We start from the raw sequence: 13,457 nt of genomic DNA, 5'->3' as shown, positions 1-13,457 counted from the left end.
TCCTATTGACGACGGCCGCTACCGACGGTTCGGCGTCCACTCCTCGCAAGCGTCCATATCGTCCATGCCCTGTTCGTGGTAGGCGCAGTAGGGGACCATTCCCGAAGACGAGCGGACGTACTCGAAGTGTCTGCAGTTACCACAGTAGCGATCGGTCGGCTCGGCTGGTTCGGTCGCCGCGGCATCGTCCGGCGCATCCGTGACGATTTCTGCGTCCGTGCCATCGCCGAGCGGCTCGGACTCGATCGGCGAGGAGAGTTCAGTTGCGGTTGCGCCGCCGTCGCTCGTGACGGCTCCGGAGGCAGCTGTCGACCGCGTCGTAGCCGCCTCTCTCGTCGTCTCCGTTTTCGGAGCAGACGAGGCGGATCGGGTCGATTGAGATGTGGATGATCCGCCGTCGGTATCGTCGCCGTTCGTCTGCGTTTCGACGTCGCCGTCGGGGGTCCCACCGAGGAATCCGATGCCGCCGAGACCGCCCGGATCGGTCGATTCCTCGACTTCGACGACCGTCTGGTTGTGCCGCGTCACGTTCATCTCGAGCATGCCGCCGGGGTCGTTTCGAGTTTTGAAGTTGACGACGGCGACGAACAGACACCAGACGGCGATAAAGAGGCCGAGGAGATAGATCGCCGAGACTTCGAGTGTGAGTTGATCGCTGCCGTAGCGCCAGCGATGGGGGTAGGCGTACCAGAAGAGCACGACCCCGAGGAGGCAGAGACTCGCGCTGATCGCGGCGGCGGCCCGAACGCGACGACTCGCCGGCAAAACCGTAAAGACGCCGACGAGCGCGGCTGGGACACCGATTCCAGCAAGGACGCCGGCGACGCGGACGACCGCGTAGCCGTCGCCCATTCCCCAGTCGGTGTACCCGACCACGAACTCGGCGGCGACGTCCGTCGTGGCGACGAGTACGGCGACGACGGCGAGAATCGCACCCACCAGGACGAGCCCCGTACCGGCGTACAGCCGCCGTCGGCTCGTCACCTCCCGGGTGTTCCCCTCGTACGCCTCCGTCAGGCTTGTCATGCTGGCCCGTTCACCCTCCCAGCACAAAACGATACGTCAGACATATATCAAACATCAGATGGTTCTCCCGCACAAGTGCATAGTCGAAACGGAGATCCCACCCCTCAACGGTCGACGACCGGCACGTCGACGACGACCGCCCCTTCGTACTCGAGCGCCTCGCCTATCGTCTCGTCGATCTCGCTCGGCGATTCCAGGGTGATACCGGTCGCCCCGTGCGCCTCGGCGCTTCCGACCAGATCGACCGGCGGTTCGAACTCGATGCCGGCGTAGTCGAACTCGTCCGGGTCGCCGCCCATCAGCGCCGCCGTGTTCTCTTTGAGGATGCGATAGTTCTGATTGTCGGGGATGACGACGGTCAGATCGAGGTCGTACCGCGTCGCCGTGTACAGCGTCTGCGGATAGTAGAGGTACGAGCCGTCGCCGACGTACCCCAGGACGGACCGATCGCCGCCCGCCTCGCGTTCGGCGACGGCAGCGCCGACGCTCGCGGGCAGTCCGTAGCCGAGGCCGCCGCCTTTCGTCCCCAGTAGCTGATTGGCCTCGAACGGGAACTCGTCGAGAAGCGGCGGCGACGCGGTGATGGCCTCGCTGACGACGAGCGCGTCCGGCGCGACGCGGCGAAACGCCCGCGCGAGACCGGCTTTCGTGAGCGTCCCGTCGACCGTCTCGGGCGTCGCCGAACCGGACGCCTCGCTCTCGGCCCACGCGCGAACACCCTCGAGTCGCCGCTCCCGTTCGCCCTCGTCGACGGCCGCCGCGACCCGCTCAGCGAGTTCAGGCAGGACCGCCGCCGGATCGCCGAGCACCGCCGTATCGGCGGGGGCGTGCTTGCCGAGTTCCCAGGCGTCGGCGGCGATGTGGACGCAGTTCGCGTCGTCGGGGACCAACCGTCTCGTCGGTCGCGTGACCGTCGTGTTCGTCGAACAGCCGACGAAAACGAGCGTATCGGCGTCCATCGCCGCCGCGGTCGCTGGCGCTTTCGTCGAGAGGACGCCCTGCCACTGCTCGTGACCCGTCGGAAAGTTCACCTCGTAGGCCAGGATCTCGTTGTGAACTCGTGCGCCGGCGGCCTCGGCGAGTTCGACCGCGGCTGCGACCGCTTCGGAGCCCCGCCGCCCGACCTCGTCGCCGAGGACGATGACGGGTTCCTCGGCGTTGGTAAGCGCTGTGGCGGCCTCGCCGATGGCGTCCGCGTCGCCGCGTCCGGCGGTCGGAATCTGGCCGAGTCGTTCGGGCGACTGCTCCGTCTCGGCCTGCTGGACGTCGACGGGGAGCGAGAGGAAAACCGGCCCTGTCGGCGGCGTCAGCGCGGTTCTGACGGCCCGGCGGACCATCCGCGGAAGCGCTGCAACGTCTTTCACCTCGGCGCTCCACTTCGTGAACGGTTCGGCCATCGAGACGAGATCGCCGCTCAGGATCGGTTCTTCCTGTTGAAAGTCCCGGCTGTGCGTCCCGGCGGTGAGCAATACCGGCGCGCCAGAGATCTTCGCGTTGTAGAGGTTGCCGAGTCCGTGTGCCAGCCCGCCGGCGAGATGGAGATTCGCGACGCCGAGCGGGAGGACATCCGTCTGTGCCGCACTTCGGGTTTCGTCCGTAGCCGCATTCGCGTGGTGTCGCCGTCGCATCGCGTACCCCGCCGCGGCCCCGACCGCAACGTCCTCGTGGAGTCCGAGTACGTACTCGAGTTCGCTGTCGACGACCGACTGCATCAGCGGGAGTTCGGTCGTTCCCGGATTCCCGAATAAGTGGGTCACGCCGTACGATTCGAGACTGTCGACAAGGAGATCGGCCCCCGTATATCCCATGTGAAAACCTCTCTCGATAGCGCCCTTATAGAACTATCGTGGGTTCGTTGACGTGTCTGGCCCCAGAGGGCGGGCAATAGCGCGGAGAGACGTGCTGGCGAGACCTGTCGGGACCGGAAACGAAACCTTGAATCGACGCGCTCGCAAAGTTTCGGCTATGAGTGACGACGATGACTCGGAGCCGGCCGTCGCGCTCGGCGAGCACACGCCCGTCGAGGGTGCACCGCTCGCCCGCGTGAGTTCGCGACTGACCTGGCCGAAAGAGCGAAGCGAAGTCGACCGCCTCGAAGGTGACAGCGTCATTCGCACGCCTGCCGGCCCGAAAGAACTCTCGGCCGTCCTCGAGGACGTAGACGAGACGTACTTCCAGCGCCGACAGGAGTTCGAGGCTCACGTTCGCGAGGTTATCGGAACGGGACCGGTTTCGACAGCAGACGGCGAGTAATAGTAATCCGTGGCAACTGGGGACGAACAACACGCAAGCGGGCTGCTCCGATGGGTTCAGGAGCAGGGAAACCGGCTCTCCTGGGTCCAGAAATCACTGCTGGTCGGCGCTGTTCTGACGGTGGTGTGGATGCACGCCGTTCCCGGCGAGTTAGATCGCCGTGCCGTCATCGATAGCGTTCTCCTGATCGGCGGCCCGCTCGCACTCGGGCTGACCCACGGCCGACACGTCGGCTGGAATATTAACCGAGTGGCCGTCCGAAACGCCGTCTTGCTCTCGCTTTTCGTGCTCCCATTCTACCTCGTCGGCTCGACGCTGCCGACGATCCGCGAGTTCTATCCGATGTGGGGGACCTCCGCTGCGCCGGGCGAGTTCGTCCCGCACGCGATCAGGCTGTTCGTGCTCGCGCTGGCGGCCGAGACGTACTACCGCGGCTTGCTCTGCGTTGGAATTCGAGAAATCGGCATCAAAGCGGTGTTCATCAGCCCGATCGTCTACATGATTCACCACGCCTCGAAGCCGCCGATCGAGTTCGTCCTGTCGGGGCCGACGGACGTGCTGTTCGGTGCGGTAGACTACGAGTCAGACTCGATTTTGCCTTCGGTCATCGCCCACGGAGCGGGGCTCGTCTTGCTCGACTGGCTCGTTCTCCATGACCCGCTGTTCGATCCGACGCCGGTCCTCGAACTCGTCGAGTGGCTGCCGGTGCCGTTGTAGTTGCCTCCAGAAATCCGTCCGCACCCGACGGAACGCCGTCCGGGCTGAATTCCATCTGAGCTGAACTCGAGCGGGCACGAGGGGTCAGATACCGAACGTCGCCCGAAGCATGTCCCGCGTTCCGGGGCCGAGGCCGACGGCGACGACGGTAATCAACAGGAGGATCGCGTAGCGTGGACTCTCCTCGAAGATCGTGTCGTCGAAGATCCAGACGACGAAGACCGCTGCCGCGAGTTTGACGAGGAGGAACGGCCAGGCGTCGCCGGTGACTGCGACGATGCTCTCGGGCAGAATTGAATCGGTTAGATCGACGACCGCTGCGTTGATCGGGTGTTTCGGGATCAGGTTCCTGTCGTGGCCGAACGCTGTCGCCCAGTCGAGTCCGACGACGTTTGCGACGCCGTCGATCGAGTGTGCCCAGATGACGACTGCACCGATGAACTTCGTCCCGCGGTTGACTCCGGGGGCGAACCGATCGATCAAGGACCAGGTGATCGCCGTGGCGACGGTTGCACCGCCGACGATCGTGAGCAGGAGCAACGGATAGAACTGCACGTAGTCCGTCGTCGCGGAGAGGTATCCGAGGTAGCCGACCGTTCCGACGAGCAACGTCGTCCCGATTGCACCGAGTGGATACTCATAGCCCGACACGTAGTCGTTTCGCTCGAGCCAGACCGAGACGACGACGGCCAAAAGCGCCATGAAGAAGACGGTGAAGTAGATGAGCGGACTGATGATGATGCCCGACCACGGGAGCTGAATGGGGAGTTCGCCGGTCGCGCGATAGGCGGCGACGTTCGAGTCCTCCACGACGCGCAACGCCCCGCCGAAGAGCATGAACGGGAACAGGCCGTAGAAGCCGGCCCGATAGCGCTCGATCTCGAGGCGGTCGACCAGGAAGACGACGCCGACGACGGACAGAATGAGCGTCGGGATGTAGCCGGCGTAGGAGACGAACGTGTAGCCGGGCGACGCCGTCGGTCCGGCATCGACACCGGCCTCACCGCACGGTAGCTGCTCGCCACCTGCCCAAGCGACGCAATTCCACCCGTGAGCGTCCGCGACGACCGGCCCCCAGAAGTACTGCCAGATGATGTCGACGTACACTGGCTGGTAGAAGGCAGTCGCGGCGAGGGCCACCGCTGCGACGAGAGTGACGACGGTGAGGGCCCACACTTTCAACGGGCCGTACCGCTCGATCGACTCGTACATACCGAATATCCGTTCGAGCGAGCGCTTACCGTTTCCGGTTTCCGTCGTCTCTCGATTACACTGAACTCACCGTCCGGTCGCCGACTACGCGGCGTCGATCTCCCGTGCAACCGCGAGCACTTCGTCGTGCAACGCCCCGTTCGAGGCGACCAGTCCGTCGCTATCGTGTCGCCAGCGGTCACCCTCGAGATCGGTGACGACCCCGCCCGCCTCCCGGATCAAGCCGACGCCGGCAACGGTATCCCACGGGTTGGCTCGCCGGTTCGTCACGACGCCCTCGAGCGCCCCCGACGCAACCATCGCGAGTTCGAGTTGCGCACAGCCGAAGCGTCGCATATCGCTAAATCGGGTGACGATCGCTCGCGTCGCCGCGGCGTACTGGTCTCGCCGGTCGGTCGGCCACCAGTAGGTCGGACACACCGTGCTCGTCTCCGGATCGGTGCGGTCGCTGACGGTAAGCGGCTCACCGTTTACCGACGCGCCGTCCGGACCGAACCGGTAGGTGTCATCCAGGGCGGGACAGACGGTCGCCGCGCCGATCGGCTCTCCGTCGACGACGGCCGCGACCGCGGTGCCGAAGGCGCGGATCTCGTCGACGTAGTTGTTCGTGCCGTCGATCGGGTCGACGATCCAGGCAGGCCCGGCGTCGGGAACGGTCTTCAGTGCGTCGTCCTCCTCGCCGACGATAGGATCGTCCGGGTACGCCTCGCGGATAACGTCGATCACGGCCGCCTGCGCGTCGCGGTCGGCCTGTGTCACGACGTCCGTCTTGCCGTCTTTGAACTCGAGTTCGAGTTCGGTTCGAAAGGAGTCGAGGGCGACCGCCGCGCCGGCGGTCGCTGCGCGGGTGGCGAGGGTTGCGCGGTGGTCGCTATCTATCTCTGTGTCCGTTTGTCCGTCCGGTTCCGGATTCACACCTGACTCGGGATCGCCCTGGCGATCGCTCATTGCACAGCAGTGCGGCGTCTGTCCTGATAAGCACTGGCGATTTACGAGCGTCCCGTCCTCGCAACTCCCGGTGAGCGCCGGATAGACTGATCGTGTATCGCTTCCGGTCGATCAGCGTCCGACGGGGTCAGAGGCGCGTGCTGAACTCGCACCCGGTACCGGAGACGTAACTCCTAGTCATCGCGTCGTCACCGTGCAGCCGTTCGCCGTTACGATGGCGGTGTGCTCGGACTGACTGACAAGCGCTCCTCGTTCCGCTTTGAGAACGGGGTCGCTCTTGAGGACGCCCTTGCGTTCTAAGTTTCGAACGGTCATTGTGAGTCCGGAGATATCGTACCAGCGAGTCGTAAACGGGAGCTTTCGTCGCGTCTCGCGGAGCGTGTCGAGCAATTTTCGGCTGCGTCGATCGCGAACAGGTCGGTCAGCGTCGAGACGGAAAATGCGTTCGTCGCTTCCCTCCGTAACGCGGCCTCGACCGGTGGTGGCGAACGTCTCGACGGCGAGAACGTCCCCTTCGGAAAGCTCGATTCCAGTGTCACTACCGGTGTTCGGGAGCATCGGATCCGTATGAGCGTCGTAGTGACCGAGACCGTGACCGGCGAGATTCACAACCGGGCGAAATCCGCGGTCCCGGATCGTTTGCTCGATACTGTGACCGACTGTCCCGGTGTGGACGCCGGCTTCGATCGTCCGAAGTGCCGCCGCTAACGCGGCGTCGCTGGCAGCAACGAGTTCGTCGTGCGTCCCCGAGAGATCGATCGTTACAGCGGCGTCAGAGCACCAGCCGTTGACGTGGACGCCCATATCGAGCGTCACGAGATCCGAGTCGTCAAACGTCCTCTCATCAGCCGGTGTCGGAATCGCGTGGGATGCTTCTTCGTTGACATTGATGTTGACAGGGAACGCTGGGCTCCCGTCGAGGTCCCGGATTCGCGTTTCGGCGAAGTCGGCGATTTCGAACTGACTGACCCCGGGTTCGATTCGAGGGATCGTCTCGTCAAATACCTGCGAGAGAATCTCGCCTGCTTTTTGCAGATCGGACCACGTTTCTTCCGATACGTCGCCGGGAGCCATAGTTTTTGCATCGATCCGCCCATACATAGTGATTTGTCTCAGAGCGTGTTTCGGTCGTTCCAATGGGCTGTGTGATCACTGGGCCGAACAGAGGAACAGAGAGTCAGCGGACGGCAGCAGCTACCGTTCTATCGTCCGTCTGTGAGAATTTGCGAGGGCAAGAGGCTCGCTCTTGCCGCACTGTGGTGAGTGCGAGGGGAGGGGATCGAACCCACGAACGTCTACACGAGCGGATCTTGAGTCCGCCGCCGTTGACCGCTTGGCTACCCTCGCACGCATCCGGTCGTTCGGGGGTCGTCGGGTTAAACGGTCCGGTTTCGATTCCACGTCGCACTCATCGCCGCGTTCACCGCGGCCCGTCTGGAACCCCGACGACTGTCAGTAGTTGGAAATCTGGGTTCGGTATTCAGCGTTGATCGTGGAACTCGCGTTCAGTCTAGTGAAGCACATGCTGAGAGTGCCTCGCGGCGGTTTCTGGCAGATCATCACTCCTCGCCGTCTCGGATGACCATCACCTTGACCCGATTTACGCCGTCAAAGTCGCGGAGTCGGTAGGTGAGGTTACGTACCTGCTCAGCTGGTCCCCGACAAAACAGTGATTCGAGGCACCACTCCCCTTGGTGCGTATGGCTTGTGTTGAGAATAACGTCTTGATACTCGTGTTGGACTGCGTGGAGTTCCTGTATCACCTCGTGGTGACGATAATCGAACGCGATGAGTGCGACGATTTCCCCGCTTGTCGCTTCGAGGCGGGAGTGAGACTCGATATACTCCAGCATCGCTTCTCGGACCGCCCGCGACCTGTTTTCGAGATCCTGCTCTTGCCAGACTCGGTCGAACTCTTCGACGACTTCATCTGGAATATTGAAACTCGTTCGCATAGGTACTGGCTCGTGGGGATTCTACAAGAGGTTCTCGTATGACGATGCACCCGTTTCGGTATTAACAACCGTTATTCACGTCGGTAGCAGATTCTCAATCGGGATGTTACACGGCGAAGCACTCGGTCTCTTCTTTGGAGCGGTCGCTCTCGGTGCTGTTCATGGCATCGAACCAGGTCACGGATGGCCCGTTGCCGCCTCGTACGCTCTTGACCAGACGAACAAGTGGATATACGGGTTCGCGGCGAGCCTCATTATCGGCGTCGGCCACCTTATCAGCAGTATCGCGATGGTGGGAGTATTCTTCTACGCGAAGGACTACTTCAACCTCACGCAGGTCAACGAGCCAATGACGATACTCGGTGGTATCCAAATCGGCGGGCCAGTCGGTCTTGTTGCTGGTGTCCTGCTCGTCGTGCTTGGGATTCGTGAATACTCTCACGGACATTCTCACGGCAATCACGATGATGATGGCCACTCCGACCATCACAGCCACGACCACCAACACGATCTGAACGAGCAGGGCCATTCGCATGACCTTGACCACGACCGTTCACACGAACACAACGATGGACTGGTCACCCGTTTGAAAGGCTTCGCTCCCTTCCTCGGCGGGCACACTCACTCACACGAGGATCCCAAAGAGACCACTGACCGTGGCCTCCTCGGGATCGCGTGGTTCGCGTTCGTTCTCGGTTTTGCCCACGAAGAGGAGTTCGAGATTATTGCGCTCTGCGCCGGGTCAAACCACTGTCTCGAACTGATGAGCGCGTACGCCCTCACCGTCATCGTGGGTATCGTCGGACTGACGATGCTGTTGATTGCAGGCTACCAGCACTCCGAGGAGAAAGTCAAGCAGTACACGCCGTACCTCCCAGCGTTTTCCGCAACCGTCCTCATCATCATGGGAGTTGGTTTCATCGTCGGAGTATTCTGACTTTGTTCAATTCGCACACGTGGTTGCCGAATCACCCATTTTGTTTCATAGACATTATTGAATGAAGCGGATACGACACTATCTACCGCTATCGTACCAACTGCACCGATGTACACACAGATCACACAGCCCTCGCGCGATCAGGCGTGCAGGACTTGCAGTGGCTACTAGAGGCATCCCTCCCAGCTCCCATCGCCCGTCACGGGCAGGGACCGCCTTTTTGGATCATCTGTGTGTCCGAATACCATGGCGAACAGGAGACCGCTCGTCGTCGAACTCGAGGACCGAGAAGCAACCGTCGGACAGCCGTTTCAGCTCCGCGTTCGAACCTCCTCGCACCGCCCGATCGACGGCGCGACGGTCACGACGATGACGGGCTCAAAGCGGGCGATAACGGATGCAAACGGTCGCTGTCAGCTGACGTTTCGATCACCCGGCTTCTGGAAACTGCTCGCGATCGCTCCCGAAACCGACTGCGAGGCGTACCGGCCCGCAACTGAACTCGTGCGAGCAGTTACGTCGTCCGCAACGAGACAGCGTGCGCGACGAGCGCTCGTCTGTCGCGCGTAACTCGTGACCTACGGCGTCTGTGGCGTCTTGGGGACCGTTGGCGTCTCCTCTTCGGACGAAGCGTCCGTAGACTCGGTCTGGCAATTCGGACAGCGATAGCCGCCGGAGACGTTCCCGTAGAGTCGCTCGCCACAACAGTGACACCGTCCGTCGGGATGAATCATCTATCCTGACGTTAGTCGCAACCGAAATAAACACTTCGCTTACCTGATCGATTGCGTGACAGTCACGATTGCTTGCGGGGAACGACGAGTATACATAACTATCAGCGCGACCGAGGACTGCGTATGGACGAGCACACGAACGATCCCTCCGTCGACCCGCCTCCGAACGCACCGACCGGCTGGATCGAACGCGAAGATGGCGGCCGCTGGGAGCACGCAACACTTCGTCGGGCAACGGTTCACGGCGTCCGGCTCTTCAACGACGGCGCGTTTCACGAGAGCCACGACTGCTTCGAAACCGAGTGGTACAACTACGGCCGCGGCACGGTCGAAAGCTCGTTCTGTCACGGCATGGTCCAGGTCGCTGCGGGCGTCTACAAACGCATCGAGTTCGCCAACGATGATGGGTTGCGCTCGCTCTTTCGGACGGCACTCCAGTACGTTCAGGGCGTTCCGCGAGACTTCTACGGCGTGGATCTACTCGACGTACGGACCGTCCTCACGAACGCGATTGACACTCCGGAACGCGTCGACGAGTGGCAGATTCGTCTCGACAACGACTACCCCACCGCCGACTCGGCCGACTACGAGTTCGCCGCGACGCGTGCGGACTAAGCGGTCGCCCGGTGGCGAAGATCGAATTGCCTTTGGGCTCGAAGCGGTAATGGATACCTAATGAGAGTTGCACAGCTCGGATCAGGGACGCCGGAGATCGCGATTGTGGCCGGTGTTCACGGCGACGAACCCTGCGGTGTCCGAGCGATCGAGCGATTGCTTGACGAACAGCCGACCGTCTCCCGGCCGGTCAAGCTAATCGTCGCGAACGAGAAAGCCCTGGAGCGACAGGTCCGGTTCGTCGACGAGGATCTCAACCGTGCGTTTCCCGGCGACCCCGACGCCGAGACGCACGAGGGTCGGCTCGCGACCGAACTCGTTTCCGAACTCGGCGACTGTCTGACGTTCTCGATGCATTCGACGCAAAGTCACGCCGAACCGTTTGCCATCGTCAACGAGGTCAACGAGACCGCGACGACGGTGTGTCCACAGCTTCCGGTCGTCGCGACGGTCGAAACGAGCGAGTTCGCCGAGGGACGGCTCTTCTCGACGGTCGAAACGATCGAGGTCGAGTGCGGACTCCAGGGCTCGGAGACGGCAGCCCAGAACGCGGATCGACTGACGCGAGCGTTCCTCACTGCCGTCGGTGCGCTGCCGGGTGATACCGTCCGGCGCGACCTGCCGGTCTTCCGACTCACCGACGTGATTCCGAAAGAGCGAGCGGAGAAGTACGAGGTTTTCGTCGAGAACTTCACCGAAGTTCCGGCCGGTGATCCGTTCGTTGCAGCGGACGGCGTCGAACAGACCGCTGAAGAAGCCTTCTACCCGGTTCTCATGTCGTCGAACGGCTACCGGAACGTCTTCGGATACTCCGCGGAAAAGATCGACGTGATCACGTCGTCCCCGACTGCAGAGTGAACTCGATCAGTTGGGTCGCGACTATCTTATATCGCTTCGGTGGGCCGATCTCGACACCCAAAACGCGCGGCCGAAACGCACCCGCTCGCTGGATAGCATTCATACGGACTGCTGTAAGTCATTTCCAGCGCAACCGCAGGACGGACGCGGTTGCGCCGGTAAATCGTTACAGCAAACCGTATCAGTCCCTTACTGTGACGATAGACCCGGAAGAACGACCGAATTGCTGTGTGCTGTGTTCTCGCTTCGGGACGAAGCTATTAGTTGCTCTCCGTGGTAGCTCAATTGTGGTCTATGTTCACAAATATCATGGGCTACACTCGATCCCCGAACTGGGGTGTGATTTCCGTGCCAATCAAAGACATCGCTCGCCCGCGTAACGAACTCGTCTCGGCGGACCCGACAGCGTCCCTTCGAGAGATCTGTCAGCTCATGGATGACAGGCGGGTCGGCTGTGTCGTGATCGAATCGGATGAACGGCCAGCCGGCATTATTACTGACCGCGACATCGCGATGGAGTTCAGCAGCGGAGCAACGCTTGACGACCTAACAGCGGACGATATCATGCATCGTGACCCGTACACGATCTCGTCTGATGACGGCGTGTTCGACCTCTGTGCGACGATGGCCGAACACGGCGTCCGGCGCATGCCTGTCGTTGAAGGCGATGAACTCGCAGGTATCGTCACGTTCGATGATCTGGTCGTCCTCCTCGATGATGAACTGAGCAATCTCTCCGAAGTCGTCCGGACTGAATCACCGCCGTATGAGGAACCCTGAGAACCGGTTTCAGTACCCCTTTTTACGCACTCGAGCTGGGACTCAGAACGCCGATTATCGGTGCTGACGGCTAGCTGCAAATCAGTTTTACAAGTAGTTCCCTACGGGTATTTCGTGTGCTACTACGTAGTCCCAAACTGGCAGACCCGATCGCCGATCAAGGCGCAAGGTCTATCCCGCCTACCGACATAGGCCAAGAAGACATGGACTTTCCACCGAACCAGGGCCTCGATCAGGAGGACGTGACCGAACAGGTCGAGACGGCCATCGACGACAACGAGGTCGTACTCTTCATGAAGGGCACCGAACTCATGCCCCAGTGTGGCTACTCCCGCCGCGCGCTCGGACTCCTCTCCGAGCACCGCGACGAGTTCGAAACCGTCGACGTGCTCGAGTCGCTCGACGAGTTCCGCGTCGCACTCGAGGACCGAAGCGGCTGGGAAACGATTCCCCAGACGTACGTCGACGGCGAGTTCGTCGGTGGCTCGGACATTCTCGCCGAACTCGACGATCGTGGTGAACTGGCTGAAACGCTTAACGCCGAGTGAGTTCCCGACTCCGGCCTCGACCCCGACCTCGCCACCGTCGTCGCGGCGGACATTCATCCAACCCTGTCGTTGACGGTTTCAATGGCAGGTCATATAAGCCCGGCACTCGTACTAGTACCCAACGCCTGTCGCTGCACACCTTCCCACTATGTCAACAGAGGAATCCAGACACGTTTATCGGCTGCATTCGACGCTCGAATTGCCCCTCGAAGACCTTCGTGACCACATCGCTGACGCGACGTATCCGGACGGGATCGACGACGTAGAGATCACGCGCCGGAACAACACGCTCATTCTAAAGGCCGTCGCCGAGGACCAGTCGGTCAGCAAGTACACACCGACGGCCCAACTCAAGGCCAGCGTCACCGAAAACCGCGTCTACGAGGAAGACCCCGACGAGCGGCGCAACTCCTTCCGCTGGGACGAAGAGGAAGAGGAAGAAATCGAATCCGAACTCGTCGAGTTCGCCGCGTTCAAGGGCGACCGCGAGACCGTCCTCCAGAACTCGCTTTTGCAGTACGAGATGTTCCTCGTCCTCTGTGAGATCGCCTCGGCTGCCGAGAAAGGCACCCTCACGGCGATTTCGGAACACGACGGTGATCTCGAGGCGACGCGAATCGTCGACGGCGAGACCCGACCGGCGGATATCGAAGTCGTCGAAGGGCCTCGAGATCGTGGCTCCGGCGAGACGGGTGTTAATTGGCGAGATAACAAGTTTATCAGCGACTGACGGCGGTTCTAGCGGTGTTTTCTCCGAGTCGAGATTGACAGTTACTCGAGATCAATCGAACCTCCCTGCTCGAGTTCAGTGAACTCGTCACCAGCCAGTTTTCATCGCCCGGTCAGCGGCCGTCGACGAGTCGATCGTACAGGG

Annotated in this window: 16 protein-coding genes and 1 tRNA gene; 9 read left to right on the top strand and 8 right to left on the bottom strand. The window is 61.8% G+C overall.

Annotated elements, in window-relative coordinates:
• Positions 1-18: 18 nt before the first annotated feature.
• Both C480_RS14995 and C480_RS14990 read right to left on the bottom strand, forming a co-directional pair.
• Positions 19-1,026, bottom strand: a complete 1,008-nt coding sequence (locus C480_RS14995; protein WP_006666466.1) for a DUF7139 domain-containing protein — start codon at positions 1,024-1,026, stop codon at positions 19-21.
• A gap of 104 nt (positions 1,027-1,130) precedes the next feature.
• Positions 1,131-2,834: a thiamine pyrophosphate-binding protein gene (locus C480_RS14990; protein WP_006666465.1), complete on the bottom strand. Its 1,704-nt coding sequence runs from the start codon at positions 2,832-2,834 to the stop codon at positions 1,131-1,133.
• A 157-nt stretch (positions 2,835-2,991) separates the two neighbouring features.
• Between C480_RS14990 and C480_RS14985 the strand changes: the two genes are divergently transcribed.
• Both C480_RS14985 and C480_RS14980 read left to right on the top strand, forming a co-directional pair.
• Complete coding sequence (locus tag C480_RS14985; RefSeq protein WP_006666464.1) at positions 2,992-3,279, top strand: DUF5789 family protein; 288 nt, start codon at positions 2,992-2,994, stop codon at positions 3,277-3,279.
• A 9-nt stretch (positions 3,280-3,288) separates the two neighbouring features.
• The gene (locus tag C480_RS14980; protein ID WP_006666463.1) at positions 3,289-3,996 is read left to right on the top strand and encodes a CPBP family glutamic-type intramembrane protease; all 708 of its coding nucleotides are present in this window, start codon (positions 3,289-3,291) and stop codon (positions 3,994-3,996) included.
• Positions 3,997-4,080: 84 nt separating this feature from the next.
• On the opposite strand, the gene C480_RS14975 is transcribed toward C480_RS14980, so the two are convergent.
• The 5 genes from C480_RS14975 to C480_RS14955 form a co-directional block, all read right to left on the bottom strand.
• Positions 4,081-5,208, bottom strand: a complete 1,128-nt coding sequence (locus tag C480_RS14975; protein WP_006666462.1) for a DUF63 family protein — start codon at positions 5,206-5,208, stop codon at positions 4,081-4,083.
• Between the two features lie 84 nt (positions 5,209-5,292).
• Positions 5,293-6,156 (bottom strand): inositol monophosphatase family protein, encoded by an 864-nt coding sequence (locus C480_RS14970; protein ID WP_006666461.1) that lies wholly within the window; start codon positions 6,154-6,156, stop codon positions 5,293-5,295.
• A gap of 177 nt (positions 6,157-6,333) precedes the next feature.
• Positions 6,334-7,230: a type II methionyl aminopeptidase gene (map, locus tag C480_RS14965; protein WP_006666460.1), complete on the bottom strand. Its 897-nt coding sequence runs from the start codon at positions 7,228-7,230 to the stop codon at positions 6,334-6,336.
• A gap of 190 nt (positions 7,231-7,420) precedes the next feature.
• A tRNA-Leu gene (locus C480_RS14960) sits at positions 7,421-7,503 on the bottom strand.
• Between the two features lie 212 nt (positions 7,504-7,715).
• Positions 7,716-8,111 (bottom strand): CopG family ribbon-helix-helix protein, encoded by a 396-nt coding sequence (locus C480_RS14955; RefSeq protein ID WP_006666459.1) that lies wholly within the window; start codon positions 8,109-8,111, stop codon positions 7,716-7,718.
• A 103-nt stretch (positions 8,112-8,214) separates the two neighbouring features.
• Here C480_RS14955 and C480_RS14950 point away from each other — a divergent pair, with 103 nt between their 5' ends.
• The gene (locus C480_RS14950; RefSeq protein WP_006666458.1) at positions 8,215-9,048 is read left to right on the top strand and encodes a hypothetical protein; all 834 of its coding nucleotides are present in this window, start codon (positions 8,215-8,217) and stop codon (positions 9,046-9,048) included.
• A gap of 246 nt (positions 9,049-9,294) precedes the next feature.
• Complete coding sequence (locus tag C480_RS14945) at positions 9,295-9,618, top strand: hypothetical protein (RefSeq protein ID WP_006666457.1); 324 nt, start codon at positions 9,295-9,297, stop codon at positions 9,616-9,618.
• Positions 9,619-9,626: 8 nt separating this feature from the next.
• On the opposite strand, the gene C480_RS23875 is transcribed toward C480_RS14945, so the two are convergent.
• Positions 9,627-9,782 (bottom strand): hypothetical protein, encoded by a 156-nt coding sequence (locus C480_RS23875; RefSeq protein ID WP_162832071.1) that lies wholly within the window; start codon positions 9,780-9,782, stop codon positions 9,627-9,629.
• Positions 9,783-9,905: 123 nt separating this feature from the next.
• Here C480_RS23875 and C480_RS14940 point away from each other — a divergent pair, with 123 nt between their 5' ends.
• The 5 genes from C480_RS14940 (at position 9,906) to C480_RS14920 (ending at position 13,313) form a co-directional block, all read left to right on the top strand.
• Positions 9,906-10,397: a DUF309 domain-containing protein gene (locus tag C480_RS14940; RefSeq protein ID WP_006666456.1), complete on the top strand. Its 492-nt coding sequence runs from the start codon at positions 9,906-9,908 to the stop codon at positions 10,395-10,397.
• A 60-nt stretch (positions 10,398-10,457) separates the two neighbouring features.
• Positions 10,458-11,255, top strand: coding sequence for a M14 family metallopeptidase (locus tag C480_RS14935; protein WP_006666455.1), 798 nt, complete (start codon positions 10,458-10,460; stop codon positions 11,253-11,255).
• A gap of 348 nt (positions 11,256-11,603) precedes the next feature.
• Complete coding sequence (locus tag C480_RS14930) at positions 11,604-12,035, top strand: CBS domain-containing protein (protein WP_049903786.1); 432 nt, start codon at positions 11,604-11,606, stop codon at positions 12,033-12,035.
• A gap of 203 nt (positions 12,036-12,238) precedes the next feature.
• On the top strand, positions 12,239-12,583 hold the full coding sequence (locus C480_RS14925; RefSeq protein ID WP_006666453.1) for a glutaredoxin family protein: 345 nt from the start codon (positions 12,239-12,241) through the stop codon (positions 12,581-12,583).
• 148 nt (positions 12,584-12,731) lie between these two features.
• Positions 12,732-13,313: a DUF7110 family protein gene (locus tag C480_RS14920; protein WP_006824416.1), complete on the top strand. Its 582-nt coding sequence runs from the start codon at positions 12,732-12,734 to the stop codon at positions 13,311-13,313.
• Positions 13,314-13,457 lie beyond the last annotated feature (144 nt).

The sequence above is a fragment of the Natrialba aegyptia DSM 13077 genome, from assembly GCF_000337535.1.
GTDB lineage: Archaea > Halobacteriota > Halobacteria > Halobacteriales > Natrialbaceae > Natrialba > Natrialba aegyptia.
This window is presented reverse-complemented; position numbering and strand designations above follow the sequence as displayed.

Excerpts from the sequence above, each read along its gene's own strand:
- C480_RS14995 (WP_006666466.1), bottom strand. The coding sequence starts at position 1,026 with ATGACAAGCCTGACGGAGGCGTACGAGGGGAACACCCGGGAGGTGACG.
- C480_RS14990 (WP_006666465.1), bottom strand. The coding sequence starts at position 2,834 with ATGGGATATACGGGGGCCGATCTCCTTGTCGACAGTCTCGAATCGTAC.
- C480_RS14985 (WP_006666464.1), top strand. The coding sequence starts at position 2,992 with ATGAGTGACGACGATGACTCGGAGCCGGCCGTCGCGCTCGGCGAGCAC.
- C480_RS14975 (WP_006666462.1), bottom strand. The coding sequence starts at position 5,208 with ATGTACGAGTCGATCGAGCGGTACGGCCCGTTGAAAGTGTGGGCCCTC.
- C480_RS14970 (WP_006666461.1), bottom strand. The coding sequence starts at position 6,156 with ATGAGCGATCGCCAGGGCGATCCCGAGTCAGGTGTGAATCCGGAACCG.
- map (WP_006666460.1), bottom strand. The coding sequence starts at position 7,230 with ATGGCTCCCGGCGACGTATCGGAAGAAACGTGGTCCGATCTGCAAAAA.
- C480_RS14955 (WP_006666459.1), bottom strand. The coding sequence starts at position 8,111 with ATGCGAACGAGTTTCAATATTCCAGATGAAGTCGTCGAAGAGTTCGAC.
- C480_RS14950 (WP_006666458.1), top strand. The coding sequence starts at position 8,215 with ATGTTACACGGCGAAGCACTCGGTCTCTTCTTTGGAGCGGTCGCTCTC.
- C480_RS14945 (WP_006666457.1), top strand. The coding sequence starts at position 9,295 with ATGGCGAACAGGAGACCGCTCGTCGTCGAACTCGAGGACCGAGAAGCA.
- C480_RS23875 (WP_162832071.1), bottom strand. The coding sequence starts at position 9,782 with ATGATTCATCCCGACGGACGGTGTCACTGTTGTGGCGAGCGACTCTAC.
- C480_RS14940 (WP_006666456.1), top strand. The coding sequence starts at position 9,906 with ATGGACGAGCACACGAACGATCCCTCCGTCGACCCGCCTCCGAACGCA.
- C480_RS14935 (WP_006666455.1), top strand. The coding sequence starts at position 10,458 with ATGAGAGTTGCACAGCTCGGATCAGGGACGCCGGAGATCGCGATTGTG.
- C480_RS14925 (WP_006666453.1), top strand. The coding sequence starts at position 12,239 with ATGGACTTTCCACCGAACCAGGGCCTCGATCAGGAGGACGTGACCGAA.
- C480_RS14920 (WP_006824416.1), top strand. The coding sequence starts at position 12,732 with ATGTCAACAGAGGAATCCAGACACGTTTATCGGCTGCATTCGACGCTC.